The organism is Bradyrhizobium sp. WBOS07, from assembly GCF_024585165.1.
GTDB lineage: Bacteria > Pseudomonadota > Alphaproteobacteria > Rhizobiales > Xanthobacteraceae > Bradyrhizobium > Bradyrhizobium japonicum_B.
On the sequence record NZ_CP029008.1, the window covers coordinates 3,708,415 to 3,732,444 of the forward strand.

Genomic DNA, 24,030 nt, shown 5'->3' on the forward strand with positions numbered 1-24,030 from the left:
AGCCTCAGCGGAAGCGGTCGGGCCGGTCGAGGTAATCCCCGACATAGGCCTTCACCGCGTCCTCGAGCGTCGTGAAGCCGCCGTTATAGCCGGCGCGGCGGAGCCGATCGACCTCGCTCTGGGTGAAGTACTGGTAGGCCGCACGGATCTGCTCGGGCATGTCGATGTATTCGATGTTGGGCTTGGTGCCGAGCGCCGCATAGGCAGCCAGTATCAGGTCCCTGAAGCTGCGCGCCTTGCCGGTTCCGACGTTGAACAGTCCGGAGACCGACGGCGTCGCCAGGAGCCACATGATTACGCGCACGACGTCATCGACATAGATGAAATCGCGGCGCTGATCGCCGTCTTCGATGCCCTCGCGATGCGATTTGAACAATTGCACGACGCGGCCGGCCTTGACGTCGTCGAAGCGGCGCGCCAGCACGCTCATCATCGAGCCCTTGTGGTATTCGTTGGGGCCGAACACGTTGAAGAATTTCAGGCCGACACATTGCGGCGGCAGCGGATCGCCATTGGCCACGCGCCCGGCGGCCGCAAGATCGAACATGTGCTTGCTCCAGCCGTAGAGATTCATCGGCCGAAGCTTCTTCAATGCGGGGATCGAAGCATCGTCGTCGAAACCGCTTTCGCCGTCGCCATAAGTCGCCGCCGAGGAGGCGTAGATGAAGGGCACCACGCTTGCCGTGCACCAGTCGAGAAGGCGCATCGACAGACGAAAATTGGTCTCGAACACGAGGTCGCCGTCGGTCGCCGTGGTCGCGGAAATCGCCCCGAGATGGATCACGCCATCGAGCTTGCGGCCTTTCAGCCAGTCCATCAATTCGGCCGGCGGAATGATATCCACAAGCTGGCGCTTGGCGAGGTTCCGCCACTTGCCGTCGGTGCCGAGCAGATCGCAAACCACGACGTCGCTGCGGCCCGCGTCATTGAGCGCGGCCACGACATTCGACCCGATAAAACCGGCCCCGCCGGTCACCAGCAACATTCCGAAATCCCTGCCCGATTTTTCTGCGATCCGGTCCTGCCGTAGCGCATGAGCCGCTAAAGTGTAAGCGGTTTTGGGATTGAGCGGTTTGCCGGCTTTACCTGCCGGCTGGGAGCGGCTACCGAACCGCCCAAATCATTGCGGCCCCTTCAACGAATGAACCAAAATTCACAACTTAGTGGAGATCCAGACCGGAGCGATACCCGCCCGATTCTGATCATTCCCTACATGTGGATCGGCGATTTCGTCCGGAATCATACCGTGGTCCGGGTCCTGAAGGAGCGCTGGCCCAACCGGCCGGTCGATCTCCTCACCACGTCGCTGTGCGCTCCTTTGGTCGATTACATGCCCGGCGTGCGCGAGGGGATCGTCTGGGACCTGCCGCGCGGCCGGCTGGCCGTGGGCCGTCAGCTGGCCTTGGCGAAGCTGCTGCGCAAGCGAAACTACGGCACAGCCCTGGTGCTGCCGCGCACCTGGAAGGCTGCCATCGCACCCGCTTTGGCCGGTATTCCCGAGCGGGTCGGCTTCGTCGGCGAGTTCCGGTTCGGCCTGATCAACCGCTGGCGCTGGGGCGAAAAGAAGCTGCCCCGCTTCATCGACAAGAACGCCGCCCTGGCCCAGCCCGACGGGGCCCCGCTCCCCCCTGAATGGCCGGTGCCGCAATTGCGGGTCCCGGCCGAGGACATCGTCCGCTGGCGGCAGGCCAACGGCCTTGGCGCCGGAGCCGCGGTGGCGCTCGCTCCCGGCTCCGTGGGCGTCTCAAAGCGCTGGACGTACTATCCCGAGGCCGCCCGCCTGCTGGCCGGGCGCGGGCTGGAGGTGTGGGTGGTCGGCGGCCCCGCGGAAAAGGGCCTCGCCCAGGAGATCGTCGCGGCTGGCGGTCCCGGCGTGCGCGACCTCACCGGCAACGATTTGCGCAACGGCGTGCTGGCCATGGCGGCCGCTGGCGTCGCCATCTCCAACGATTCCGGCCTGATGCACATCGCGGCCGCCCTGGGCACGCCCACCATGGGCATCTTCGGCCCGACCAGCCCCTATCTCTGGGCCCCTCTCAACGGCCTTGCCGCCACCGTGGTGCAGGACAAGGAGGTGCTGTCCTGCCAGCCCTGCCAGAGCACGATCTGCAAGATCAACGACCACAGGTGCATGCGGAATATCGCGGCCAGCGAGGTGGCGGCGATTGCGCAGCGGGTGCTGAGCGAGGCGGGAGGGAAGGCGACGACGTGAGCCGGGCGGTCGCCGATAGATCATGCTTGCGCGCGCGTTAGCTCATATGGAGCTGTCAGAACAGCAATTGGAATGCTCCATTCCTTGCTGATGGTACGGATCATGTCCAGCGTCAGTGGACGGACGCGATTCAAAATTTCGGATGCCCGATTGCGTCCGATCAGAGCCGCCAATTCTGACTGCGAGCGTCCCATGGATTCAATTGCAAAATGGAGAACGTCGATTGGATCGCCGTGAGTGGTGGCGAAGTGATTGTCCTCGTACTCCTTGATGAGTGAAGACAAGACTTCGAAACGATCACCGTCAGGCGTGCCGGGAGCAGGCTCGGCCGCAAAATAGCGGGATACTTCCCCGATCGCCCAATCGTAGTCCTGTTCGTTGCGAAGCGGCCTTACGTCCATCATCACACGGTCTCCGCGTCTATTCCGTCGTACTCTGCGTGCGTGCCGACAAACTTGATGAGAGCTGTTTTGAACTTGTAGGAGAAGTGAACCACAAGGCGATACTTGTTGCCGCCTATGTCGAAGATGGCTCTGTTGTCGCCAACAAAGTCGATATTGTTTCCAAACGCTCTCTTCAGATCTGCGGGGCCGCTCCAGTCACCCTTCGAAACGATTTCGTACCAGGTGTCCAAGGGAGTTTCCGCTTGGGGGTGTCGCTCCCAAAAGACCTTGAGCGCCCTTCTAGCTATTACGTTCATAGCCATAGCATGTTCCCAGTTCGGGATCAATTAAATTCCCAAAATGGGAACATAATTGTAGCGCGGACGCAATTTCGCACAAGCTTGCACGAGCGCCAAACCATTGATTTCGCTGGCCTCGCCTACTGTGCATGGGGTTGTTTTCGCATTTTTTGGTTGGTGGCTCCGAGGGCGGCAGTTCAGAGCAGCGACCGATAGACCTCGCCGATCCGCGCCGCTTCGGCATCGAGGCTGAACTTTGCCAGCACCCGCGCCCGCCCCCGCTCGCCCATCGCCGTCGCAAGCGTCACATCGCGCATCAACGGCTCCAGCGCCGTCGCGAGCGCGTCGGCATCTCCCGTCGGGATCAGCACGCCGCTCACACCATCCTCGACCACGAGCTCGGCCGCGCCGGCGCGCGCGGCGACCAGTGCGCTGCCGGCCGCCATCGCCTCGATCAGCGTCAGGCCAAAGCCCTCGTTGCGAGAGGTGAAGGCGTAGATCGTCAGCCGCTGATACCAGCGCTGCACCGCCTCGATCGGCAGCTCGCCGGTGATGACGATGCGCGATTGCAGGCCGGCGGCCTCGATCCGCTTGTTCAGATCGTTGGCAAAGGGCGTCTGCTCGGCCGTGACCTGGCCGACGATGATCGCGGTGAAATCCGGATAGCGCGGCAACAGGCGGCACATCGCATCGACGAAGAGGTCGGTGCCCTTCTGCGCACGCACGCGGCCGAAGCAGCCGATGGCGTAGCGGCCCGGCAGACCGCTTTCGGCGAAAGCAGCGGCGCGATCGATCGGCGGCGCGTAAACGTCGGTGTCGACGCCGTGCGGGATCACCGTCGCCTTCACCTTCAGGAACGAGGCGGAGATGTCGCTCGTCGCGATGATCGCGTCCATGCGCCGGATCAGCCAGCGCGTGATCCAGCTATGATGCCGCTGCGCCGCCGAGGTGAACACGAGCCTCAAGGGCCAGCCGAGCGCACGCAGCACGACGCCGGCGATCATCTCGTTGTTGCGCCGCGCATGCCAGATCAGCGGCGCCTTGCGACGCCATAGCTTGAGAAAATCGGCGATGCCGAGCCGCGCGATCCCGGCCGGCGCGTCGGAGCCGAACCAGGCGGCGCGATACAGCTTTGCCAGCCGCGGGGCCACCATCCGGTTGGTCGCGGTGACCCCGGAATAGCGCCTGTGCAGATTTGGCACGATCACTTCGAGATCGCCGGGGAAATTGGCCACATCACGCTCCGTTTGACCGGCCCCCTATACGCAACATTAAGCATAGTGACCAGTTCGGCCGCGCCGATACCCCCTCTTCACCACGCAGACGTTAGCTTGCAGCGTTGATCGAAGACGGGTGAGATCATGACTGTGCTAGTCACCGGCGGCGCCGGCTATATCGGAAGTCACACGGTGCTCGCGCTGGCGGAAGCCGGCGAGGATGTCGTGGTGATCGACGATCTCTCCACCGGTTTCTCCGCCTATCTGCCTGAGGGCGTGCCGCTGTTCATCGGCGATGCCGGCGACGAGAACCTGCTCGAAGGCGTGATCGCCCAGCACGACATCGAAAGCATCATCCATTTCGCGGGGTCGGTCGTCGTCCCGGACTCGATGCGCGATCCGCTCGGCTATTACCGCAACAACTTCACGACCGCACGCAACCTGCTGAACGTCGCGGTCAAGCGCGGTATCAATCGCTTCATCTTCTCCTCGACCGCCGCCGTCTATGGCAATCCGGACCAGGTCCCAGTGCCCGAGCACGCGCCGACCCGGCCGCTGTCGCCCTACGGCTCGTCGAAGCTGATGACCGAGATCATGCTGCACGACGTTGCCGCCGCCTACGGCATGCAATACGTAACCTTGCGCTATTTCAACGTCGCCGGCGCCGATCCGCACGCCCGCATCGGCCTTGCCACCGTCGGCGCCACGCATCTGCTCAAGATCGCGGTGGAAGCTGCGACCGGCCAGCGCGCCAAGATCGACGTGTTCGGCACCGACTATCCGACCCCGGACGGCAGCTGCATTCGCGACTTCATCCACGTCACCGACCTCTCGCAGGCGCATCGTTCGGCCCTCGCCTATCTGCGCAACGGCGGGGCCTCGACGACGCTGAATTGCGGCTATGGCCGCGGCTATTCGGTGCTGGAGACCATCGACGCCGTGCGCCGCGTGTCGGGCCGCAGCTTTGCCGTGCAATACGCGCCGCGCCGGCCAGGCGACATCATGACCATGGTCGCCGACACCAGCCGCATCCGCGGACTGCTGGACTGGAAGCCGCAATACGAGGACCTCGAGACCATCGCGGCCCACGCGCTGGCCTGGGAGGACAAGCTGTTCCACGAGCGCCATGGCGAGCTTCGCCACGCCGCCTCCGCCTAGAATCATCCCAAGCGCAAGCCCTTAATTGGGCTTGAAAAACCGTAGCTGAGCGGGCACAGAGGCCCATCGATCCCTGACGCGCGGGCAGGCTTTGTCCTGCGCCGTCAATGGACCCCGGATGGCCCAGTTTCCAAAAAAGATCACCGACGATCCCTATGCGGCAATGGCCCTGGTGCGCCGCCTGGTCACGGAACAGGGGATCGTCTACTGGCGGCGCTACCTCGTTGCTTTCGCGCTGATGGCGGTGGCCGCGGCCGCGACGGCGTGCGCGACCTACGTGCTCGGCCAGGTCATCAACCAGGCCTATGTCGACAAGAACATCCCGGGCATCGCGATGTTCTCAGGGCTCACGGTGATCCTGCTCTTCATCAAGGGCGTGGCCACCTACGGCCACATGGTGATCCTGACCAAGATCTCGAACGCGATCCTTGCCACCAACCAGCGCCAGCTGTTCGCAAAATTGATGCGCGAGAGCGTCGGCTTCTTCTCCGAGCGCCATTCCTCCGAATTCCTGGCGCGGCTGACGGCCGGCGCCAAATCCATCACCGACGTGCTCAACATGCTGGTCAACGCCATCGGGCGCGACCTGCTGATGCTGCTCGCCATGATCGGCGTGATGGTGTGGCAGGATCCGCTGATGTCGTTCATCGGCCTCGTCGCGGTGCCGCCGGCGATGCTGGTCCTGCGCAAGCTGGTGAAGCGCATCAAGGGCCTCGCCTACAACCAGTTCACCGGCACCGCCGACATCATGGAGACGATGCAGGAATCGCTGCAGGGCATCCGCACGGTCAAGGCGTTCACGCTGGAAGAGACCATGCAGAAGCGCATCGACGAGAACATCGCGATCGTCGAGCGCAACGCCAACAAGATGGCGCGCGTCGCCAACCGCTCCAACCCGTTGATGGAGATGCTCGGCGGCTTCGCGGTCGCCGGCTGCCTGATGTACGGCGGCTACAGCGTGGTCGCGCTCAACGCCACGCCCGGCGCGTTCTTCTCCTTCATGACCGCGTTCCTGATGGCGACCGAGCCGGCCAAGCGGCTGGCGCGGCTCAACATCGATCTGAACAGCCAGCTCGTCGGCGCCCGCATGCTGCTCGAAGTGGTCGACAGCCCGGCCAGCGAACGCTCCGACGACGACAAGCCGGCGTTGAAGCTCACCGACGCGCGGATCGAACTGCGTGACGTCAGCTTCGCTTACCGCACCGGCGAGACCGTGCTCAACCGCATGAGCTTCGTCGCCGAGCCCGGCAAGGTCACCGCGCTGGTCGGCCCCTCCGGCGGCGGCAAATCGACCGTGCTGGCGCTGCTGCTGCGCTTCCATGAGGTGACGCAGGGCGACATCGTGATCGACGGCCAGTCGATCGGCGCGGTCTCGCGCAAATCGCTGCGCTCGCAGACCGCCTATGTCGGCCAGGACGTCTATCTGTTCCGCGACACCATCCGGAGCAACATCGCCTTCGGCAAGCCGGGCGCGAGCGAGGACGAGATCATCGAGGCGGCGAAGGCGGCCTGCGCGCATGACTTCATCATGGGCTTCCCGCTCGGCTACGACACCCCGGTCGGCGAGCACGGCACGCAGCTGTCCGGCGGACAGCGCCAGCGCATCGCGGTGGCGCGCGCGCTGATCAAGAACGCGCCGGTCATCCTGCTGGACGAGGCCACCGCGGCGCTCGATTCGGAGTCCGAGCGGCAGGTGCAGGAGGCGATCGAGCATCTGTGCCGAAACCGCACCACCATCGTGATCGCCCACCGTCTGCACACCATCATGCACGCGGATGCGATTCTCGTGGTCGAGGGCGGCGAGATCGTCGAGCAGGGCCGGCATGACGAACTGCTCCGCCGGGGTGGCCGTTACGCCTCGTTCTTCCGCCTGCAACACCACCACGATTCCGGCGCGCTGGCGCCGATCAGCGCAACCGCATAGAGTTCGTTCCACCTCAAGAGCAGCGAGACCGCTTCATGAACGCCGCCTCCTACGTCATCCCGCTTCCGCCCCAGGCTTCGCTTCCCGTCGTCGGGGAAAGCGGCCGTTATCCGGTTCGCCGCATCTGGTGCGTCGGCCGCAATTATCTCGAGCACATCCGCGAGATGGGCAATGACGAGCGCGCCCCGCCGTTTTTCTTCGCCAAGCACGCCGACATGCTGGTGCCCGACGGCGCCACCATTCCCTATCCGCCGCTGACCAAGGACCTCCATCACGAGGTCGAGCTGGTCGTGGCGATGAAGAGCGGCGGCCTCAACATCCCCGCCGACAAGGCGCTCGATCACGTCTACGGCTACGCCGTCGGCATCGATCTCACCCGCCGCGACCTCCAGATCGCCTCGCGCAAGAAGGAGCGCCCCTGGGAGATCGGCAAGTCGTTCGACGGCTCCGCTCCGTGCTCGGCGATTCAGCCGGCCTCCAAGATCGGCCATCCCGCCAAAGGCAAGATCTGGCTCACGGTCAACGGCAAGGAAGCCCAGAAGGGCGACCTCACCGAGCTGATCTGGAACGTACCCGAGATCATCTGGCAGCTCTCGCAACAGGTGAAGCTTGCCGCCGGCGACATCATCATGACGGGCACTCCGGCCGGCGTGTCCCAGCTCCAGCCCGGCGACAAGCTCGAATGCGGCGTCGACGGTGTCGGCACGCTGAAGGTGAGCATCGGCCAGCCCGAGCAGGCTTGAATCGTAGGGGGATTGGCGAAAGCGTAATCCACCACCGTCTTGTTGCGTCGAGGTGGTGGATTACGCTTCGCTGATCCACCCAACACGCTACCAGGCCTTCACCGGCCGATTGGCATGGCTTGTCTGCGGGACACCGCGATTGAGTGACATGTGCGAATGGACGCACAGCCAGCCGTCGCCACATCTTGAAAACACCATCGTCGCTCGGCCGGGACGTGGAAATGGGCTGCCATCTTGATGATAGCCCGTGCTCGTCCACGGCGCGATCACGGTTGCCATCGTGCCGTCGGGCGATGCCAGGATCGAGGCCTGATCGAGCACGAATCGGAAGTCGGTCGTCTTGGGCCAGACATTGTCCCATTGGGTCGCGACCCATTGATCGAGGCCGGGGATGACGTCGTTGTGGGTGCCGAAGGCCAGGACGTCGGGATGAAAGAGCGGCCGCGCCGAGGCGTAGTCGACCTCGCGAACATAGCCCGCGAAGGTTTCCAGCCAATCGCGGAAGAACTGCTCGATCTCAACATTCGCGGTCGGCAAGGAGGCCATCACCTGCTCCACATTCGGCAATTTGATCGCGGTAACGTTTGTTGCCATGGGCCGGACGATCCAGCAAGATTTCAGCCCCGAGATCACTCGATCGCGATGGGTAACGTCGCACCCGGGTCCGTTGCTTCGGCATGGCCGGCCCGACTTGATGGAGCCAGATTCATGAACCGCCTCCTTCTGCTTGCCGCCTCTCTCGTCCTCACCGCCAGCGCGGCCGGCGCCCAGTCCAGCCACCCTTATGCCGGCATGGAAAGGCGCCCGATCAAGGCGCTGTCACAGCAGCAGATCGACGACCTTCGCGCCGGACGCGGTATGGGCTTGGCTCTTGCTGCGGAGCTCAATGGATATCCCGGTCCCAGCCACGTGCTCGAGCTCGGCGACAGCCTCGACTTGACAGCCGATCAACGCGTCGAGGTCCGGCGACTGTTCGATGCCATGAAACAGGAAACCGTTCCGTTGGGTCACAAGCTCGTCGAGCAAGAGCGAGCGCTGGAAGACCTTTTCTCGTCCCGTGCGGTCACGTCGGAAGCGCTCAAGACGAGCATCGGGGCCATTGCCGAAACCCAGGGACAGCTCCGCGAGAGCCATCTCAAATATCATCTGTCGACCGCCGCCTTGCTCAATCAGAACCAGATGCAGCGATATGCAGAGTTGCGAGGCTACCAGCGTCCCGACAGCTCCGCAGGGCACAAGCACCGCCACTAGACGCAGCCGACCGAGATCGGACGATCGTGGCAGGACGTCCGAAAGCAATCCGCATATCGGCACGACGCAAGGGCGAACCAAGCTTCGCCGATCCGCCCCATGTGTCGCTTCAATTCAGTGCCGAATACACGATGAGACCGAGAATCAACGCCGCCAGCGCGTATTTCAGCGTGTAGTAGACGTTGCGATTCCACTCCTTGACCTTGCGGCTGGCGAGATGAACCTCGTAGAGCTTGCCGAACACCTTGTTGAGCACGCCGACATTCTCGCCGTCGACGTTCTGGGTCGCCGACGCCTTGACGATGTGATGGCTGACCCAGCGGTTGATTGCGGTCATGAAGCCGAACTTCATTGGGCGCTCGACGTCGCAGAACAGGATGATGCGGTTGACGTCGGTCGCATTCTCGGCGCTGTGAATGAAGGTCTCGTCGAACATGAAGGCTTCGCCGTCGCGCCAGACGCATTCGACGCCGTCGACCACGATGCGGCACTTGTTCGAGTTCGGCGTGACCAGGCCGAGGTGATAGCGCAGTGAGCCAGCGAAGGGATCTCGGTGCGCGCCCAGCCTGCCACCCGGCGGCAGCATCGCGAACATCGCGCCGTGCACGCTCGGGATCGACTTCAGCAGCTCAACCGTCTTCGGGCACAGCGTGTTCGCCGAGGGCAGGAAGTCGTCATACCATTTCAGGTAAAACCGTTTCCAGCCGCTCTTGAAGAACGAGTAGAAACCCCAGTCATTGTTCTTGGCCGCCGCGCGGATAAACCCTTCGTCGAACAGGCGCACGGCTTCGTCGCGGATGGTCTCCCAGTTCTCGCTCAGCGGCTTCAGCTCGGGAAACTGCTCGACCGGGATCACCGGCTTGTTCGGCACCGCCGAGCCCGCATACATCAGCACATTGTAAGGGGCCAGATAGGTCGAGTGGTCGCCGAGCTGGCGGGCAAAGCACAGCCGCTGCTTGCCGCGGAAGTGAACGTAAATCGTCGAGGCCGCGAGCACATAAAGAATGACAAGCTGCGGCGCAAAAAGCTGATTCAACATCTCCCCGTTCCCCAGTGAACTCAGCCGGGGACGTCATCTACTCCGGCCGAACGTGTGCGACAAGATATTCGCCGCTGGGTTGCGTTCACACTGGGGAGAGCAGACGGGGGAACCTGGTGGTGGTCAATCGACCCCATCACGCCCGGGACAGCGCCTGGAGACCCTTGAAGGTCAGGCGCTTGGGGTCGGTGACGCCGGCCAGATAGAGACGGCGGATAAAGGCGATGACGGCATCGCGGTCGCAATCGGTCAGCGCGACGACGGCATCGACGGCGATTCTCTGGGCTTCCATTGGGCTCACCTCGGCCTTGCGAGTAACCCCGGCCGAGACAGGCTAGGATTGATCCGTAAATTCGGCGTTAACCGTTCGGGAACATGGCCCGATTCAGCGAGGCGGCCGTATACGCAAAACAACGCATTGCCAGGCGCGCGGCGGCTCAGCGCGCCTTGATGCTCTTCCTCAGCTGCGCAAAGTGCTTCTTCAGCCGGGGCACGGCAAAATCGGTGAAGGCGCGCACCTTCGGCACAGCGAGCCGGCCCTGCGGGCAGATCAGGTGGGCCGGCATTTCAGGATCCGCATCACCAGCCAGTACAATCTCGAGCTCGCCGCGGGCGACCTGCTCGGCCACCTGGTAAGAATACATCCGCGCAACGCCGCGCCCGGCGACCGTGGAGGCGACCGCCGCATAGGTGCTGTTGACGACAAGCCGAGGTGTGAACTGAACCGTGCGCGGCACTGACGCGCCGGCCTGCGGCGCAAAGGTCCAGGAATTGGGCAGGTGCGCCATCGCCACGATCTGGTGCTTGGCGAGATCGCCGGGCTCGTTGATGTGTGGATGCTGCTTGAGATAGCGCGGTGCTGCCACGACGATGCGGCTGATCTCGCCGACCCGCATCGCGATCATGGCTGAATCCGCGAGGGGCCCGATGCGAAGCGCGATATCGATGCCCTCTTCGATCAGGTTGACCGCCCGGTCGAACAACAGCAGCTTGGCCGACACGGTCGGATAAGCGTCGAGGAACGCATCGAGGATCGGCCGCAAGACCATTTCCCCCGAGACCACGGGAGCCGTGATCGTGAGCAGGCCGCGCGGCGCGGTGCGCGGTCCAGCCGCGACGTCGTCGGCTTCCTCGAGTTCGGCGAGCACACGGCGGCAGATCGCGGCATAACGTTCCCCCTCCTCGCTCAGCTTGATCGCGCGAGTCGTCCGGTGCAGCAGTACGGCGCCGACGCGTTCTTCCAAAAACGCGATGGCCCGGCTCACCGCAGCCGGCGAGCGGCCGAGCTTGCGCCCGGCGCCAGCCAAGCTGCCCTCGTCCACGGCCAGGACGAATACTTTCATCGCATCCAGACGATCCATTCCCTTCCCGTCGCCCCCTGAGCTTCCGCTCGCAGGCTAGGCGCTCGCCGCAAGCTCGACAACCACCGCCGGGGCGGCCGCCCCCGCATTCGCTCGCGCGGCGAAAGAGTGTCTGCCGGACAGCGGATATTTGCGACCGGCCCGTCGCAGCGTACCTCAGCACGCAAGCCGGCCGCTGCCGGCACAGATTCTCGGAGCCAACAACAGGAGCCCATCATGGGTATCGAACAGAAGGTCGCCATCGTCACCGGTGCATCGCAGGGCATCGGCGCCGCCCTGGTCCGGGGTTTTCGCGATCGCAATTACCGCGTCGTCGCCACGGCTCGCTCCATCAAGCCGTCGGGTGACGATGATATCCTCGCCGTGCCCGGCGACATCGCCGATCGGGCCACTGCCGAGCGTGTGGTCTCTCAGGCCCTCGCCCGCTTCGGCCGTGTCGACACGCTGGTCAACAATGCCGGCATCTTCGTCGCAAAGCCGTTCACCCAGTACACGGTCGAAGACTATGCAGCAGTGATGGGCACCAACGTCGCGGGCTTTTTCAACATCACCCAGCTCGCCATGGCCGAGATGGAGAAGCAGGGGTCCGGCCACGTCGTCCAGATCACGACCACGCTGGCGGATCAGGCCAATTCGAACGTGCCCTCGGTGCTGGCCTCGCTGAGCAAGGGCGGGCTGAACGCCGCGACCAGATCGCTCGCGATCGAATACGCCAAGCGCGGCATCCGGGTGAACGCGGTGTCGCCCGGCATCATCAAATCGCCGATGCACCCGGTCGCGACGCATGCGCAGCTCAGTGCGCTGCACCCGGTCGGTCACATGGGCGAGATGTCCGACATCGTCGATGCGGTGCTCTATCTCGAGGGGGCCTCCTTCGTCACCGGCGAGATCCTGCACGTCGACGGCGGGCAGAGCGCGGGACATTGAGACGAGGAGACGCACGATGCCCATCGTCACCATTCAAGTGACCCGCGAGGGAACGACGCCGGGGGCGGCGTCGCTCTCGGCGGCGGAGAAGGCCGCTCTGATCGAGGGTTCGAGCCAGCTCCTGCTCGACGTGCTCGGCAAGCCGCTGGAGTCCACCTTCGTCGTGATCGAAGAACTCGACACCGCCAATTGGGGCTGGGGCGGGCTGCCCGTGCAGGAATTCCGACGCCGGCGCGCTGCCCAGACGGAATGATCGGCCGGTCATGCGCGCAAGGGGGGCCGTGACCGACGCAGACACGAAGCAGTCCATCGCGCCCCGGCCGAAACGGCATTGCGGAGGAGGCGCCGTCAGGAGTAGCGCATCACGCCGTCGTCGATCCGGCCGAAGCGCAGGGACACGATGTCGAGCGCGTAGTTCTGGTACAGCCGCCACGGCCGCTTCGAGCCCTGCTTCGGCATCTTGGCCACCGAGCGCTGCACATAGCCCGAGGTGAAATCCAGCGACGGCTGCGCTGTGATGGTCGAATCGTCGTTGTGCGGCACGCATTGACGGAAATTGTGCCGATCCATGTAGTTGATGAGACGGCAGACATATTCGCAGGTGAGATCGCATTTCAGCGTCCAGGACGCGTTGGTGTAGCCGAAGGCCGAGGCCATGTTGGGCACGTCGGCATACATCATGCCCTTGTAGGTCAGGATCTTGGCAAAATCGACGGCGCGGCCGTCGACACTGACCTCGAGTCCGCCGACGACCTGGAGCACCAATCCGGTCGCCGTCACGATGATGTCGGCCGCAAGCTCGCTTCCATCCTTCAGGCGGATGCCGTCACGCGTGAACGTGTCGATTTCGTTGGTCACGACGCTGGCGCGCTGCTCGCGGATCGCCTTGAAGAGGTCGCCGTCCGGCACCAGGCACAGCCGTTGGTCCCAGGGATTGTAGCGCGGGGTGAAATGGGTTGCGACGTCGTAGTCGGGACCGAGCGCCATTCGCACGCCCTTGAGAATGAGGTCCTTGACCTTCGCAGGCTTGCGCCGGCTGAGCTGGAAGAAGAACATCCCCCACATCACGTTGCGCCAGCGGATCAAATGATAGGCCAGCCGCGCCGGGAGGTTGCGCCGCAATTTGTTGGCGAGGGGATCCTGCGCCGGCCGCGATACCACATAGGTCGGCGAGCGCTGCAGCATCGTGACCTGCGCCGCCTTCTTGGCGAGCTCCGGCACCAGCGTGACCGCGGTCGCGCCCGAGCCGATCACGACGACGCGTTTTCCCGCATAGTCGATGTCCTCGGTCCATTTCTGCGGATGCACGATGCAGCCGGCGAAATCCGCAGCGCCCTTGAACTCCGGCGTGTAGCCCGCCTCGTATTTGTAATAGCCCGAGCACATGAAGAGGAAATTGCAGGTGAAGCGGACCAGCTCGCTCGCGCCCTCGCCCGTGATGCGCTCGGCCTCGACGGTCCAGCGTGCCTCGCTGGTCGACCAGGATGCGCGCTTGACGCGATGACGGAAGCGGATGTGCTTGTCGATGCCGTTCTCGCCGGCTGTCTCGCGCACATAGTTCAGGATCTGCGGCCCGTCGGCGATCGCCTTCGGGTCGGTCCACGGCTTGAACGAATAGCCGAGCGTGAACATGTCGCTGTCGGAGCGGATGCCGGGATAGCGGAACAGGTCCCAGGTGCCGCCGATGCAGTCGCGCCCCTCCAGGATGACGTAGCTCTTGGTCGGACACCTGGTCTGCAAATGATAGCCCGCGCCGATGCCTGATAGCCCGGCACCGACGATCAGGACGTCGAAATGTTCTTGTTGCATGGTTTCCTCCGCCGGGGAGGATTGTCCGCCCGCCGCTGCTGGCCGTCAATTGGCAATCGGCCGTGCCGCAAACGCAAAGCGAGTTGAATTCCATGCGCCGAAACAATGAAGCCCCGGATCACTCCGGGGCTTCGCGTCGATGGTCGATCAGATCATTCGATCAGTAGCGGTAATGGTCGCTCTTGTACGGACCTTCCTGCTTGACGCCGATGTAATCGGCCTGGTCCTTGCGCAGCTCGGTGAGCTTGACGCCGATCTTGGCGAGGTGCAGGCGGGCGACCTTCTCGTCGAGCGTCTTCGGCAGCACGTAGACCTTCTTCTCGTACTTGCCGTCCTTGTTGTTGGCGAACAACTCGATCTGCGCCAGCGTCTGGTTGGTGAACGACGCCGACATCACGAAGGACGGGTGGCCCATCGCGTTGCCGAGGTTCACGAGGCGGCCCTCCGACAGCATGATGATGCGGTGCTTGTCGGGGAATTCGATCTCGTCGACCTGCGGCTTGATGTTGGTCCACTTCAGGTTACGGAGCGCCGCGATCTGGATCTCGTTGTCGAAGTGGCCGATGTTGCAGACGATGGCGCGATCCTTCATTGCGCGCATGTGCTCGATGGTGATGATGTCCTTGTTGCCGGTGGCGGTGACGAAGATGTCGGCGCGGGGCGCGGCGTCTTCCATGGTCACGACCTCGTAGCCTTCCATCGCCGCCTGCAGCGCGCAGATCGGATCGACTTCGGAGACCATGACGCGGCAGCCGGCCTGGCGCAGCGAGGCGGCCGAGCCCTTGCCGACGTCGCCGAAGCCGGCGACCATCGCGACCTTGCCCGACAGCATCACGTCGGTGCCGCGGCGGATGCCGTCGACCAGCGATTCACGGCAGCCATAGAGGTTGTCGAATTTCGACTTGGTGACGCTGTCGTTGACGTTGATGGCCGGCCACAGCAGCGTGCCTGCCTTCTGCATGTCATAGAGACGATGCACGCCCGTCGTGGTCTCCTCGGACACGCCCTTGATGCTCTTGGCGATCCCGGCGAAGTAACCCTTCGGCTTCTCCTTGAGCTGCTTCTTCAAAAGCGCGAAGAAGACTTCCTCTTCCTCGGAGCCGGGCTTGTCGAGGAAGGCGGCGTCGCCGTTCTCGGCGCGCAGGCCGAGATGGACGTACATGGTGGCGTCACCGCCATCGTCGAGGATCATGTTCGGGTGACCGCCGCCGTGCCAGTCGAACAGCTTCGCGGTGTAGTCCCAGTACTCGGCCAGCGTCTCGCCCTTGACGGCGAAGACGGGAATGCCAGCGGCCGCGATCGCGGCGGCGGCGTGGTCCTGCGTCGAATAGATGTTGCAGGAGACCCAGCGGATGTCGGCGCCGAGTGCGGCCAGCGTCTCGATCAGCACGCCGGTCTGGATCGTCATGTGCAGCGAGCCGGCGATGCGGGCGCCCTTCAGCGGCTGCTTCGGGCCGTACTCCTCGCGGGTGGCCATCAGGCCGGGCATCTCGGTCTCGGCCAGCGAGAGCTCCTTGCGGCCGAAATCGGCGAGCGAAATGTCCTTGACGATGTAATCGGTGAAGCCGGGCTTCGCGTTCATAGGAGGTTCCTGTTTGTTTGGCTCGTCATTCCTGGGCGCTGGTGACGCGAGCGAACCTGGAATCCGGAAGTGCGAGATTCCGGGGCTCGCCGCGGTTGCGGTGCCCCGGAATGACGAAAGTGACTTAGAGCACGCGCTTAGAGCGCGCGCTTGAGCTGCTCGACGAGGTCGGTCTTCTCCCAGGAGAAGCCGCCCTCGTTGTCCGGCGTGCGGCCGAAATGGCCGTAGGCCGAGGTGCGCGCGTAGATCGGACGGTTGAGGTCGAGATGGGTGCGGATGCCGCGGGGCGTCAGATCCATCGCCTGCGCCGCTGCCTTCTCGAGCTGCTCCTCCGGCACCTTACCGGTGCCATGGGTGTCGATGTAGATCGACAGCGGACGCGCCACGCCGATGGCGTAGGCGAGCTGCAGCGTGCAGCGGTCGGCCAGGCCGGCGGCAACGATGTTCTTGGCGACGTAGCGGGCGGCATAAGCTGCCGAACGGTCGACCTTGGTCGGATCCTTGCCGGAGAACGCACCGCCGCCATGCGGGGCCGCGCCACCATAGGTGTCGACGATGATCTTGCGGCCGGTCAGGCCGGAATCACCATCCGGGCCGCCAATGTAGAACTTGCCGGTGGGGTTGATGTGCCAGATCGTCTTCGGCGTGATCCAGTCCTTCGGCAGCGCCTCGCGCACATAGGGCTCGACGATCTCGCGGACCTGGTTCGAGGTGAGGTCCGGAACCAGATGCTGGTGCGAGACCACGATCTCGCGCACGGCGACCGGCTTGCCGTTCTCGTACTGCACGGTGACCTGGCTCTTGGAGTCCGGACCGAGCACCTTCTCCTTGCCGGAGTGGCGGGCTTCGGAGATCAGGCGGAGGATCTTGTGGGCGTAGAAGATCGGCGCCGGCATCAGATCGGGCGTCTCGTTGGTGGCGTAACCGAACATGATGCCCTGGTCGCCCGCGCCCTCTTCCTTGACCTCGCCCGGCTGCAGCGCATCGACGCCCTGGGCGATATCGGCCGACTGCGGATGCAGCAGGATCTCGATGTCGCAGGTCTTCCAGTGGAAGCCTTCCTGCTCGTAGCCGATGTCCTTGATCGCGCCGCGGACGACGCCTTCGATCTGCTCGTTGGTCACCGACTTGGGACCACGGGTCTCGCCCGCAATCACCACCTTGTTGGTGGTGGCGAGCGTCTCGCAGGCGGCGCGGATCTGCCAGGGGTCGATGCCGGCCTTCGGCCCTTCGCGGTAGAACAGGTCGACGATCTCGTCGGAAATGCGGTCGCAGACCTTGTCCGGATGACCCTCGGACACGGACTCGCTGGTGAAGAGATAGGACGCGCGCATCAGTAACCCCTTGTTCCGCCGCTAAGCCGGCGGGCGTTTGCGATGTTTACTTTTGATGATGTCAATCACGCCGGCGCGAGATGACGTAGGATTCGTCGAGAAACCAGAGCCCATTGTATTTTCGCAGCACGTCCCTGGCGGCATCCAGAGTGCGGCCGTTTTGAGTCATTTCTGTCAACCGGTCGTCTTCAATCTGAGCGACATACACCGCCGCATTCCACGCTGCAAAGGCCGTGGAGGTCCCGATCGTCCCGGTGACCTCGTTGGGCAGCGCTTCCATATCATACCTGAAGATCGAACGGTTATCCGCATAAGCATTAAAATTTAAGTCGCGGCCCACCGATCCGAGTTCATACTTAACGGCGCGCAATAGCTCATGACGGCTCACCGCGAAAGGGTTTTCTCCGGGCCAGATCGCCTGGATCATTTCCATGCCCGGATCCTGGCCATGGGAGTGGATCCCGATCAGCCGCCCTCCCGGCCGAAGCGCCCGCGCAAGCGGTGCGATGATCCGCTTGGCCCGGAAGTTCACGGAGGACAGGGCGCGGTAGGGCTGGGAGGCGATGACGAGATCGAAATTGGCCTCGGTCTGGCCCGGTCGCGGAATGGTCGAATCCAGCAGGAACCTGTGGTCCTCGCGATACAGCACCAGAACGACGGGCCGCTCATACAGCGGCATGGCGGTGCGCGGGCTGATCGCGGCACGCCAGTTCTGCTCCAGAAACGGCCGGAGCTCGGCGATCTGCTGCTCGAACTCGCCCGATGAGGCGCCCCGCAGCGGGACCTCGTGCCAGACGGTCGCAGCCGCCGCCGCAGGCGATGCCGGCGTGAGCCAGGGCGCCTCCGAATAGAACATGTTGGTGAAGACGAACACCGACGCCGGGTGCTCGAAAATGCGGTCCGGCACCTTCTCCAGCGTCAGGCGCAAATCCTCGAGACTGAGCTCCTTGCCGGCGACGTAGAACGGCATATGGGGAAAGCGCTGGTGCGTTGCGCGCAGCACCCGCGCCAGCACGGTGCCGTCGCCGACGCCGGCGTCGAACAGGCGCAGGGCCGGCGGGCGCGGATGGATCGAGGCGAGCTCCAGCGCGACCCTGTCCGCCACCACCCGCTTTTCGCTGCAGGTATGGACGAACAATAGGTATTTCTGGCGGTTCTCGAAGAAGCGGAAATTGCCGCGCGGATCGCGCTTCTCGGGCGGCACCTGGAGCCCTCGCGGCGGCGGCATGCCGCCGGCCATCGAGGCCGCCATGTAGGCCTGGATCCGCTCCAGCGTATCGATGGTGATGCGCTTGCCCTCGCGCAGGCGATGCACCAGCTTCCCATCGTTCACCGCGCGCCGGCCAAAGGTCGATTCCGCCATGTCCGCCTTGCGGCAGAACTCCGTGATCTGGCTCAGGATTTCGTCGTTCTTCATGAGGTGGGACGCGGTGGGCAGACAGAGTGGGACGCCCCCTCCTAGCAAAGTCTGCCCACCAAGGGAATAGTGGATTGAGTCACCTCCCCTGCCGTTCGCGCTGGCGCCAGCTGTGAAGCCCTGCTGCAGCGAGACGATCCGGCTGGCCAAGGACAGGCGGCCGGTCAACGCCATTACGCCGCCCGGGGCAGTCGCTGGTGATGGATGCGGGCGCGCCGATCGCGCCGCGAATGCAGAAGATGACGCGCGATTTCCCGCGCGAAACCGCGCCGGGCCAGGTCGCGCTCGACGGCGAAGGCGCCAACTCGCCGTTCTCTGCCGCGCTGTCCCGCCATATCGGCACGCCCGGGCTGGAGGTGCAGCAAATGCTGACGCGGGTGCGGGCAGAGGTGGTGTCGAGCACCAGGAACAAGCAGGTGCCGTGGTCGAACTCGTCGCTGCTGGGCGAGGTTTATCTGGCGGAGAAGTGAGGCGGGATTTGCGCGCTGCTTGTGAGCACAGTGCGCCCGACGTTCGCCGTCGTCGCCCGGCTTGACCAGGCGACCCAGTATTCCAGAGACGTCAGTATTCCGGAGACGTCAGCGATTCACCGTGAAGCCGCGGCGTACTGGATTCCCCGCCTTCGCGGGGAATGACACCGAGCATGTGGTGAGGCCTCACCGTCGTTTAGCGGTGCGGGGCTCAGTTGCCCCACACTTCCTTGGCGATCTCGACAGCGAGGCTGAGCTTGGCCCATTGCTCTTCCTCGGAGAGGATGTTGCCCTCTTCCGTCGAAGCGAAACCGCATTGCGGGGAGAGCGCGAGCTGCTCCAGCGGCGCGAACTTGGCGGCTTCCTCCAGGCGGCGCTTGATGTCGTCCTTCTTCTCGAGCTCACCGAACTTCGAGGTGATGACGCCGACCACGACGACCTTGTTGCCCTTGGGCAGGAAGCGGAGCGGCTCGAAACCGCCGGCACGGTCAGAATCGTATTCCAGGAAGTAGCCGTCGTAATTGGTGCCGGCCAGCATGGTTTCGGCAACGGGCTCGTAGCCGCCCGAAGAAATCCAGGTCGAGCGGAAATTGCCGCGGCAGACGTGGGTCGTCACCACCATGTCGGCGGGCTTCTCGGCCAGCGCGTAGTTGATGATGCGCGCATAGATCTGCTGCAGACCGTCCGGGTTGTCGCCGCGCTCGCGCGCCTTCTGCAATTCGTCCTGCGAGCAGAGATAGGCCCACACGGTGTCGTCGAACTGGAGATAGCGGCAGCCGGCGTCATAGAACGCCTTCACCGCCTTGCGATAGGTTTTGCCGAGGTCCTCGTAGAAGGCCTCGAGATCGGGATAGACGTCCTTGGAGATGGACTTGCGGCCGCCGCGGAAGTGCAGCACGGCGGGCGACGGTATCGTCATCTTGGCGGTGACGTGGGCCTGGTCGGCGACCTTCTTCAGGAAGCGGAAGTGGTCGAGCATCGGGTGATCGGCGGGGAAATCGAGCTTGCCGATGACGCGCACCGCGTCGTGACGGGTCTGCACGCCTGCGAACTGGATGCCGGTGTCGGGGTGGAACAGCTCGCAGCCGGTGAGCTTAGCCAGGAAATCGAAATGCCACCAGGAGCGGCGGAATTCGCCGTCGGTCGCGAGCTTGAGCCCGATCGAGGCCTGCTTGTGCACGACCTTCTCGATCTCCATGTCCTCGATCTTGCGCAGATCGTCGGCCGAGATCTCGCCCTTCTCCAGCCGGATGCGGGCTTCCTTGATCTTGGCCGGACGCAGGAGGCTGCCGACCTCGTCGGCGCGGAAGGGGGCTCTGGTTCGCTGCATTCTTGTTTCTCCCGAAATTTCAGTCGGCGCTCGTTGTACCTCCTCTCACCGCACGCGGGGAGAGGCGAAGAAAAAGTCAGTGGCCCGCCGCCCCTGCGACGCCGAGGTGCCGCTCCAGGACCGAGGAGTCGGCCCTCAGCGCGGCGCTCGGAGCGTCGTGGACGATCGTTCCGCGCTCCAATATCACAACGCGGTCGGCCAGCCCCAGAATCTTTTGGGCATTCTGCTCGACGATGATCGAGCAGATGCCGCCCCCCCGGGTGATGGTCCCGATCGCCTTCAGGAGCTCCTCGACGATAATGGGAGCAAGACCCTCGGTCGGCTCGTCCAGCAGAAGCACTTTCGGGTTGAGGGTGAGCGCGCGCCCGATCGCCAGCATCTGCTGCTCGCCGCCGGAGAGCTGATTGCCAAAGTTGGTCCGCCGCTCCTTCAGCCGCGGGAACATCTCGTACACCTTCTCGACCGTCCAGGGGCCCGGCTGGGCCACCGCGGTCATGTTCTCCTCGACCGTGAGCGAGCGAAAGATGTTGCGCTCCTGCGGCACCCAGCCGATGCCGGCGCGCGCGCGCTGGTCGGGCCGCAAGCTGGTGACGTCGGTGCCGGCCAGCACGACCGAGCCGGAGAAGCGGCGGGTGACGCCGACGACGGAGTTGATCAGCGTGGTCTTGCCGGTGCCGTTGCGGCCAAGCAGCGCCAGGACCTGCCCCTCGGCGAGGCGTAGGGACATGTTGGGCAGCACCACCGCTTCGCCGTAGCCGGCGCGAAGTGAGTCGATCGCGAGCAGGTCAGACATGGACCGCCTCCTCGCCGAGATAGACCGCCTTGACCTGCGGATCGCGCGCGACCTGCTCGGGCGGGCCTTCGGTCAGCAGCGCGCCGGAGACCAGCACCGAGATGCGGTCGGCAAAGGAGAAGACGAGGTCCATGTCGTGCTCGATCAAGAGCACGGTGACGTCGCGCGGCAGGCTGCCTACCACGGCGAGGATGTCGTGGCGCTCGCTCTCGGGCACGCCCGCGGCGGGCTCGTCGAGCAGCAGCACGCGCGGCTTGGCGGCGATCGCGACTGCGATCTCGAGCAGGCGCTGCTTGCCGTAAGGCAGCGTGACGGTCTGCTCGTTCATGACGTCGAGCAGGTGGAAGCGGGTCAGGAGATCGGCGATCTCGCCGTTGACGTCGCTGCGCGTGCCCATCCGCCGCCACCAATCGCCGCCATGGCCGAGGCGCTCGGAGACGGCCAGGCCGATGGTTTCGAGTGGGGTGAGATCGGGATAGAGTTGGTTGATCTGGAAGGTGCGCGACAGGCCGAGCAGCACGCGCTTGTGCACGGGCAGGTCGGTGATGTCCTGGCCTTCGAGCAGGATGCGGCCCGAGTTCGGCTTCAGCACGCCGGTGAGCTGGTTGATCACCGTGGTCTTGCCGGCGCCGTTCGGGCCGATCAGCGCGTGGCGCGCCCCCTGCTCGACCTTGAGCGACAGATCGCGGGTGACGCGCAAGCCGCCGAACTGCTTTTCGAGGTTCTGGGTTTCGAGCGCGATGGTCATGCATCGCTCTCCGGCACGGCGACGACCGCCTTACGGCCTGCAACCTGCCTGATGACCAGATTCGGAACATACAGCACCCAGCGATGCAGGCGCTGCCGGCCGACCAGCACGATCACGACCAGCACGAGGCCGATCCAGAACTGCCAGTATTGGGGAGTGATGGTGGAGAACAATTCCTGGAGCATGCGGAAAATCACCGCACCGATCAGCCCGCCATAGAGATAGCCGGTGCCACCGATCACGAGCACCAGCATCAAGTCGGCGGATCGCTCGAAAGCGAACACATCGAGCGAGGCGATCGCAGTGGTCTGGGTGAACAGCGCGCCCGCGATGCCGGCATAGAACGCAGCCAGCGTGTAAATCGCGATCAGGCGGCGGTTGACCGGAATGCCGATGGCGGCGGCCCGCAGCGGGTTGTTCTTAATCGCGCGCAGCGACAGGCCGAACGGCGAATGCACGACGCGGCGGGCGAACAGGAACAGCAGGAACAGCACGGCCAGCGAGTAAAAGAAGCCGGCCTTGCCGAACATGTCGAACGGAATCTGGCCCAATATCGGCTGCATCTCGATGCCCTGCAGGCCGTCGGTACCGCCGGTGATGTTGGAGAAGCGTTCGGCGAGCGCTTCCAGCAGCAGCGCGATGCCGAGCGTCACCATCAGGCGCGTGAGGTCGACGCCGCGGATCACCAGGAAGCTGGTGGCAAAACCAAGCACCATCGCGGCCAGGCCCGCGACGATCAGCGCGAGCACGGGCTCGTTGACGATACCGTGAAGCGCGAGAAGTCCCGCGGCATAGGCGCCGACGCCGAAGAAGGCGGCGTGGCCGAGCGAGACGATGCCGGCATAGCCAAGGATGAGATCGAGCGACATCGTGAACAGCGCCAGGCGCAGGATGTCGGTCATGATCAGATAGCGCGAGGGAAAGGCGAAGCCGCAGGCCAGCACGATCAGCCAGAAGGCGATTTCGCCGTAGTGCCAGCGCGCCTGGCGCTGGGCGTGATAACCGACGTCGGAAGCAGCGCTCATCGGCGAACTCAACGCGCGGCCGTGCGGCCGAACAGGCCGTTCGGGCGCCAGATCAGGATCACGATCATCATGGTGTAGATCACGAAGGGGCCCATCTTCGGTACGTAATATTTGCCGGCGACGTCGCCGATGCCGAGCAGGAGCGAGGCCAGGAACGGGCCTGTTATCGAGGAGGAGCCGCCGACGGTGACCACGATCAGGAAGTAGATCATGAACTTCAGCGGAAAGTACGGATCGAGGCCGAGGATCTCGGCACTGAGCGCGCCGCCGAGGCCTGCGAGCCCGCAACCAAAGGCAAAGGTGAAGGCGAACACCTGCGGCACGTTGATGCCGAGACCGCTCGCGGCGCGGGGATCGTCGACGGCGGCGCGCAGGCGGCTGCCGAAGCGGGTCTTGGCCAGCACCATCTGCAGAGCGATGGTGAGCAGGCCGCAGATGACGATGATCATCAGCCGGTAGCGGCCGATGCCGACGCCGAACAGGTCGAACTGGCCCTGGAGCGCGGCCGGCAGATTGATGAAGACGCGCGATGAGCCCTGGATGTAGTCGACGGCGGCAACCGACATGAAGGTCAGGCCGATCGTGAACAGCACCTGGTCGAGGTGACTGCGCGTATAGAGGTGGCGATAGAGCGTCCGTTCGAGCGCAATGCCGATCGCGGCCGAGGAGACGAAGGCGAGCGGCAGTGCGGCGAAGAACGGCCAGCCCATCCGGTTGACCAGCACCATGCAGATATAACCGCCGGCCATGGCGAAGGCGCCGTGGGCGAGGTTGACGAAGTTCATCAGGCCAAGCGTGACCGCAAGCCCGCAGGCGAGCACGAACAGCAGCATGCCGTAGGCAACGCCATCGAACAGGTTGGTGAGGATTGCGGTCATTGAAGGTCGAAGATCATCTCAGGTATGGCCGAGGCCGTGCTGCGCTCCCTCTCCCGCTTGCGGGAGAGGGTTGGGGAGAGAGTGTCTCCGTAAAGGGACAATCCCCTAGTGGAAGGAGCCCTCACCCGAC

At 64.3% G+C, this 24,030-nt stretch carries 24 protein-coding genes and 1 pseudogene; 8 read left to right on the plus strand and 17 right to left on the minus strand.

The features are described 5' to 3' along the window. Positions 1 to 4 precede the first annotated feature (4 nt). Positions 5 to 985, minus strand: a complete 981-nt coding sequence (gene rfaD / locus DCM79_RS17740) for an ADP-glyceromanno-heptose 6-epimerase (RefSeq protein WP_257175586.1) — start codon at positions 983 to 985, stop codon at positions 5 to 7. Positions 986 to 1,141: 156 nt separating this feature from the next. Here rfaD and waaF point away from each other — a divergent pair, with 156 nt between their 5' ends. Then, positions 1,142 to 2,212 (plus strand): lipopolysaccharide heptosyltransferase II, encoded by a 1,071-nt coding sequence (gene waaF / locus DCM79_RS17745; protein WP_257175587.1) that lies wholly within the window; start codon positions 1,142 to 1,144, stop codon positions 2,210 to 2,212. Between the two features lie 20 nt (positions 2,213 to 2,232). On the opposite strand, the gene DCM79_RS17750 is transcribed toward waaF, so the two are convergent. From DCM79_RS17750 to DCM79_RS17760, 3 genes are all read right to left on the minus strand, one after another. Next, positions 2,233 to 2,616, minus strand: a complete 384-nt coding sequence (locus tag DCM79_RS17750; protein WP_257175588.1) for a type II toxin-antitoxin system HigA family antitoxin — start codon at positions 2,614 to 2,616, stop codon at positions 2,233 to 2,235. Then, positions 2,616 to 2,912 carry a type II toxin-antitoxin system HigB family toxin gene (locus DCM79_RS17755; RefSeq protein ID WP_257180783.1) on the minus strand — a complete coding sequence of 99 codons (297 nt, stop codon included), beginning with the start codon at positions 2,910 to 2,912 and terminating at the stop codon, positions 2,616 to 2,618. The genes DCM79_RS17750 and DCM79_RS17755 overlap by 1 nt, the downstream gene beginning before the upstream one ends. Before the next feature lie 179 nt (positions 2,913 to 3,091). Then, a complete protein-coding gene (locus DCM79_RS17760) occupies positions 3,092 to 4,129 on the minus strand; it encodes a glycosyltransferase family 4 protein (RefSeq protein ID WP_257175589.1) in 1,038 nt (345 codons plus the stop codon). 126 nt (positions 4,130 to 4,255) lie between these two features. Between DCM79_RS17760 and galE the strand changes: the two genes are divergently transcribed. From galE to DCM79_RS17775, 3 genes are all read left to right on the plus strand, one after another. After that, positions 4,256 to 5,269, plus strand: coding sequence for a UDP-glucose 4-epimerase GalE (gene galE / locus DCM79_RS17765; RefSeq protein WP_257175590.1), 1,014 nt, complete (start codon positions 4,256 to 4,258; stop codon positions 5,267 to 5,269). A 118-nt stretch (positions 5,270 to 5,387) separates the two neighbouring features. Next, positions 5,388 to 7,193: an ABC transporter ATP-binding protein gene (locus DCM79_RS17770; RefSeq protein ID WP_257175591.1), complete on the plus strand. Its 1,806-nt coding sequence runs from the start codon at positions 5,388 to 5,390 to the stop codon at positions 7,191 to 7,193. 35 nt (positions 7,194 to 7,228) lie between these two features. Continuing rightward, on the plus strand, positions 7,229 to 7,936 hold the full coding sequence (locus DCM79_RS17775; RefSeq protein WP_257175592.1) for a fumarylacetoacetate hydrolase family protein: 708 nt from the start codon (positions 7,229 to 7,231) through the stop codon (positions 7,934 to 7,936). A gap of 87 nt (positions 7,937 to 8,023) precedes the next feature. Here DCM79_RS17775 and DCM79_RS17780 read toward each other — a convergent pair whose 3' ends face one another. Continuing rightward, positions 8,024 to 8,482 carry a nuclear transport factor 2 family protein gene (locus DCM79_RS17780; protein WP_257180784.1) on the minus strand — a complete coding sequence of 153 codons (459 nt, stop codon included), beginning with the start codon at positions 8,480 to 8,482 and terminating at the stop codon, positions 8,024 to 8,026. Between the two features lie 162 nt (positions 8,483 to 8,644). Between DCM79_RS17780 and DCM79_RS17785 the strand changes: the two genes are divergently transcribed. Beyond that, complete coding sequence (locus tag DCM79_RS17785; RefSeq protein WP_257175593.1) at positions 8,645 to 9,187, plus strand: Spy/CpxP family protein refolding chaperone; 543 nt, start codon at positions 8,645 to 8,647, stop codon at positions 9,185 to 9,187. 109 nt (positions 9,188 to 9,296) lie between these two features. Here DCM79_RS17785 and DCM79_RS17790 read toward each other — a convergent pair whose 3' ends face one another. The 3 genes from DCM79_RS17790 to DCM79_RS17800 form a co-directional block, all read right to left on the minus strand. Further along, entirely contained in the window at positions 9,297 to 10,226 is a 930-nt protein-coding gene (locus tag DCM79_RS17790; protein WP_257175594.1) for an aspartyl/asparaginyl beta-hydroxylase domain-containing protein, read from the minus strand. 136 nt (positions 10,227 to 10,362) lie between these two features. Continuing rightward, positions 10,363 to 10,518, minus strand: a complete 156-nt coding sequence (locus DCM79_RS17795) for a hypothetical protein (protein ID WP_007612486.1) — start codon at positions 10,516 to 10,518, stop codon at positions 10,363 to 10,365. A gap of 145 nt (positions 10,519 to 10,663) precedes the next feature. Further along, positions 10,664 to 11,587 carry a LysR family transcriptional regulator gene (locus tag DCM79_RS17800; protein WP_257175595.1) on the minus strand — a complete coding sequence of 308 codons (924 nt, stop codon included), beginning with the start codon at positions 11,585 to 11,587 and terminating at the stop codon, positions 10,664 to 10,666. Positions 11,588 to 11,803: 216 nt separating this feature from the next. On the opposite strand from DCM79_RS17800, the gene DCM79_RS17805 reads away from it, so the two are divergent. Next, entirely contained in the window at positions 11,804 to 12,514 is a 711-nt protein-coding gene (locus tag DCM79_RS17805; protein WP_257175596.1) for an SDR family NAD(P)-dependent oxidoreductase, read from the plus strand. Between the two features lie 16 nt (positions 12,515 to 12,530). Beyond that, entirely contained in the window at positions 12,531 to 12,767 is a 237-nt protein-coding gene (locus DCM79_RS17810; protein WP_257175597.1) for a 4-oxalocrotonate tautomerase family protein, read from the plus strand. Between the two features lie 95 nt (positions 12,768 to 12,862). Here the strand turns inward: DCM79_RS17810 and DCM79_RS17815 are convergent, their stop codons facing one another. From DCM79_RS17815 to DCM79_RS17830, 4 genes are all read right to left on the minus strand, one after another. Further along, a complete protein-coding gene (locus tag DCM79_RS17815) occupies positions 12,863 to 14,323 on the minus strand; it encodes an NAD(P)/FAD-dependent oxidoreductase (RefSeq protein ID WP_257175598.1) in 1,461 nt (486 codons plus the stop codon). A 160-nt stretch (positions 14,324 to 14,483) separates the two neighbouring features. After that, positions 14,484 to 15,905: an adenosylhomocysteinase gene (gene ahcY, locus DCM79_RS17820; protein WP_257175599.1), complete on the minus strand. Its 1,422-nt coding sequence runs from the start codon at positions 15,903 to 15,905 to the stop codon at positions 14,484 to 14,486. A 137-nt stretch (positions 15,906 to 16,042) separates the two neighbouring features. After that, a complete protein-coding gene (gene metK, locus DCM79_RS17825) occupies positions 16,043 to 17,239 on the minus strand; it encodes a methionine adenosyltransferase (RefSeq protein ID WP_028137567.1) in 1,197 nt (398 codons plus the stop codon). Positions 17,240 to 17,300: 61 nt separating this feature from the next. Next, positions 17,301 to 18,656 (minus strand): hypothetical protein, encoded by a 1,356-nt coding sequence (locus tag DCM79_RS17830; protein ID WP_028137568.1) that lies wholly within the window; start codon positions 18,654 to 18,656, stop codon positions 17,301 to 17,303. Positions 18,657 to 18,919: 263 nt separating this feature from the next. On the opposite strand from DCM79_RS17830, the pseudogene DCM79_RS17835 reads away from it, so the two are divergent. Continuing rightward, positions 18,920 to 19,126, plus strand: a pseudogene (locus DCM79_RS17835) (caspase family protein); the annotation flags it as partial. Positions 19,127 to 19,337: 211 nt separating this feature from the next. Here DCM79_RS17835 and DCM79_RS17840 read toward each other — a convergent pair. The 5 genes from DCM79_RS17840 to DCM79_RS17860 form a co-directional block, all read right to left on the minus strand. After that, the gene (locus DCM79_RS17840; RefSeq protein WP_257175600.1) at positions 19,338 to 20,456 is read right to left on the minus strand and encodes a cobalamin-independent methionine synthase II family protein; all 1,119 of its coding nucleotides are present in this window, start codon (positions 20,454 to 20,456) and stop codon (positions 19,338 to 19,340) included. A 76-nt stretch (positions 20,457 to 20,532) separates the two neighbouring features. Continuing rightward, the gene (locus tag DCM79_RS17845) at positions 20,533 to 21,249 is read right to left on the minus strand and encodes an ABC transporter ATP-binding protein (protein WP_257175601.1); all 717 of its coding nucleotides are present in this window, start codon (positions 21,247 to 21,249) and stop codon (positions 20,533 to 20,535) included. Beyond that, entirely contained in the window at positions 21,242 to 21,997 is a 756-nt protein-coding gene (locus DCM79_RS17850) for an ABC transporter ATP-binding protein (RefSeq protein WP_257175602.1), read from the minus strand. The genes DCM79_RS17845 and DCM79_RS17850 overlap by 8 nt, the downstream gene beginning before the upstream one ends. After that, positions 21,994 to 23,022: a branched-chain amino acid ABC transporter permease gene (locus tag DCM79_RS17855; protein ID WP_257175603.1), complete on the minus strand. Its 1,029-nt coding sequence runs from the start codon at positions 23,020 to 23,022 to the stop codon at positions 21,994 to 21,996. Before DCM79_RS17855 ends, DCM79_RS17850 begins: the two co-directional genes overlap by 4 nt. 8 nt (positions 23,023 to 23,030) lie before the next feature. Next, positions 23,031 to 23,900, minus strand: coding sequence for a branched-chain amino acid ABC transporter permease (locus DCM79_RS17860; protein ID WP_028137574.1), 870 nt, complete (start codon positions 23,898 to 23,900; stop codon positions 23,031 to 23,033). Positions 23,901 to 24,030: the final 130 nt, after the last annotated feature.

Bases quoted from the DNA above. Each gene is read 5' to 3' on its own strand.
- rfaD (WP_257175586.1), bottom strand. From the start codon at position 985: ATGTTGCTGGTGACCGGCGGGGCCGGTTTTATCGGGTCGAATGTCGTG.
- waaF (WP_257175587.1), top strand. From the start codon at position 1,142: ATGAACCAAAATTCACAACTTAGTGGAGATCCAGACCGGAGCGATACC.
- DCM79_RS17750 (WP_257175588.1), bottom strand. From the start codon at position 2,616: ATGATGGACGTAAGGCCGCTTCGCAACGAACAGGACTACGATTGGGCG.
- DCM79_RS17755 (WP_257180783.1), bottom strand. From the start codon at position 2,912: ATGAACGTAATAGCTAGAAGGGCGCTCAAGGTCTTTTGGGAGCGACAC.
- galE (WP_257175590.1), top strand. From the start codon at position 4,256: ATGACTGTGCTAGTCACCGGCGGCGCCGGCTATATCGGAAGTCACACG.
- DCM79_RS17770 (WP_257175591.1), top strand. From the start codon at position 5,388: ATGGCCCAGTTTCCAAAAAAGATCACCGACGATCCCTATGCGGCAATG.
- DCM79_RS17775 (WP_257175592.1), top strand. From the start codon at position 7,229: ATGAACGCCGCCTCCTACGTCATCCCGCTTCCGCCCCAGGCTTCGCTT.
- DCM79_RS17780 (WP_257180784.1), bottom strand. From the start codon at position 8,482: ATGGCCTCCTTGCCGACCGCGAATGTTGAGATCGAGCAGTTCTTCCGC.
- DCM79_RS17785 (WP_257175593.1), top strand. From the start codon at position 8,645: ATGAACCGCCTCCTTCTGCTTGCCGCCTCTCTCGTCCTCACCGCCAGC.
- DCM79_RS17790 (WP_257175594.1), bottom strand. From the start codon at position 10,226: ATGTTGAATCAGCTTTTTGCGCCGCAGCTTGTCATTCTTTATGTGCTC.
- DCM79_RS17795 (WP_007612486.1), bottom strand. From the start codon at position 10,518: ATGGAAGCCCAGAGAATCGCCGTCGATGCCGTCGTCGCGCTGACCGAT.
- DCM79_RS17800 (WP_257175595.1), bottom strand. From the start codon at position 11,587: ATGGATCGTCTGGATGCGATGAAAGTATTCGTCCTGGCCGTGGACGAG.
- DCM79_RS17805 (WP_257175596.1), top strand. From the start codon at position 11,804: ATGGGTATCGAACAGAAGGTCGCCATCGTCACCGGTGCATCGCAGGGC.
- DCM79_RS17810 (WP_257175597.1), top strand. From the start codon at position 12,531: ATGCCCATCGTCACCATTCAAGTGACCCGCGAGGGAACGACGCCGGGG.
- DCM79_RS17815 (WP_257175598.1), bottom strand. From the start codon at position 14,323: ATGCAACAAGAACATTTCGACGTCCTGATCGTCGGTGCCGGGCTATCA.
- ahcY (WP_257175599.1), bottom strand. From the start codon at position 15,905: ATGAACGCGAAGCCCGGCTTCACCGATTACATCGTCAAGGACATTTCG.
- metK (WP_028137567.1), bottom strand. From the start codon at position 17,239: ATGCGCGCGTCCTATCTCTTCACCAGCGAGTCCGTGTCCGAGGGTCAT.
- DCM79_RS17830 (WP_028137568.1), bottom strand. From the start codon at position 18,656: ATGAAGAACGACGAAATCCTGAGCCAGATCACGGAGTTCTGCCGCAAG.
- DCM79_RS17840 (WP_257175600.1), bottom strand. From the start codon at position 20,456: ATGCAGCGAACCAGAGCCCCCTTCCGCGCCGACGAGGTCGGCAGCCTC.
- DCM79_RS17845 (WP_257175601.1), bottom strand. From the start codon at position 21,249: ATGTCTGACCTGCTCGCGATCGACTCACTTCGCGCCGGCTACGGCGAA.
- DCM79_RS17850 (WP_257175602.1), bottom strand. From the start codon at position 21,997: ATGACCATCGCGCTCGAAACCCAGAACCTCGAAAAGCAGTTCGGCGGC.
- DCM79_RS17855 (WP_257175603.1), bottom strand. From the start codon at position 23,022: ATGAGCGCTGCTTCCGACGTCGGTTATCACGCCCAGCGCCAGGCGCGC.
- DCM79_RS17860 (WP_028137574.1), bottom strand. From the start codon at position 23,900: ATGACCGCAATCCTCACCAACCTGTTCGATGGCGTTGCCTACGGCATG.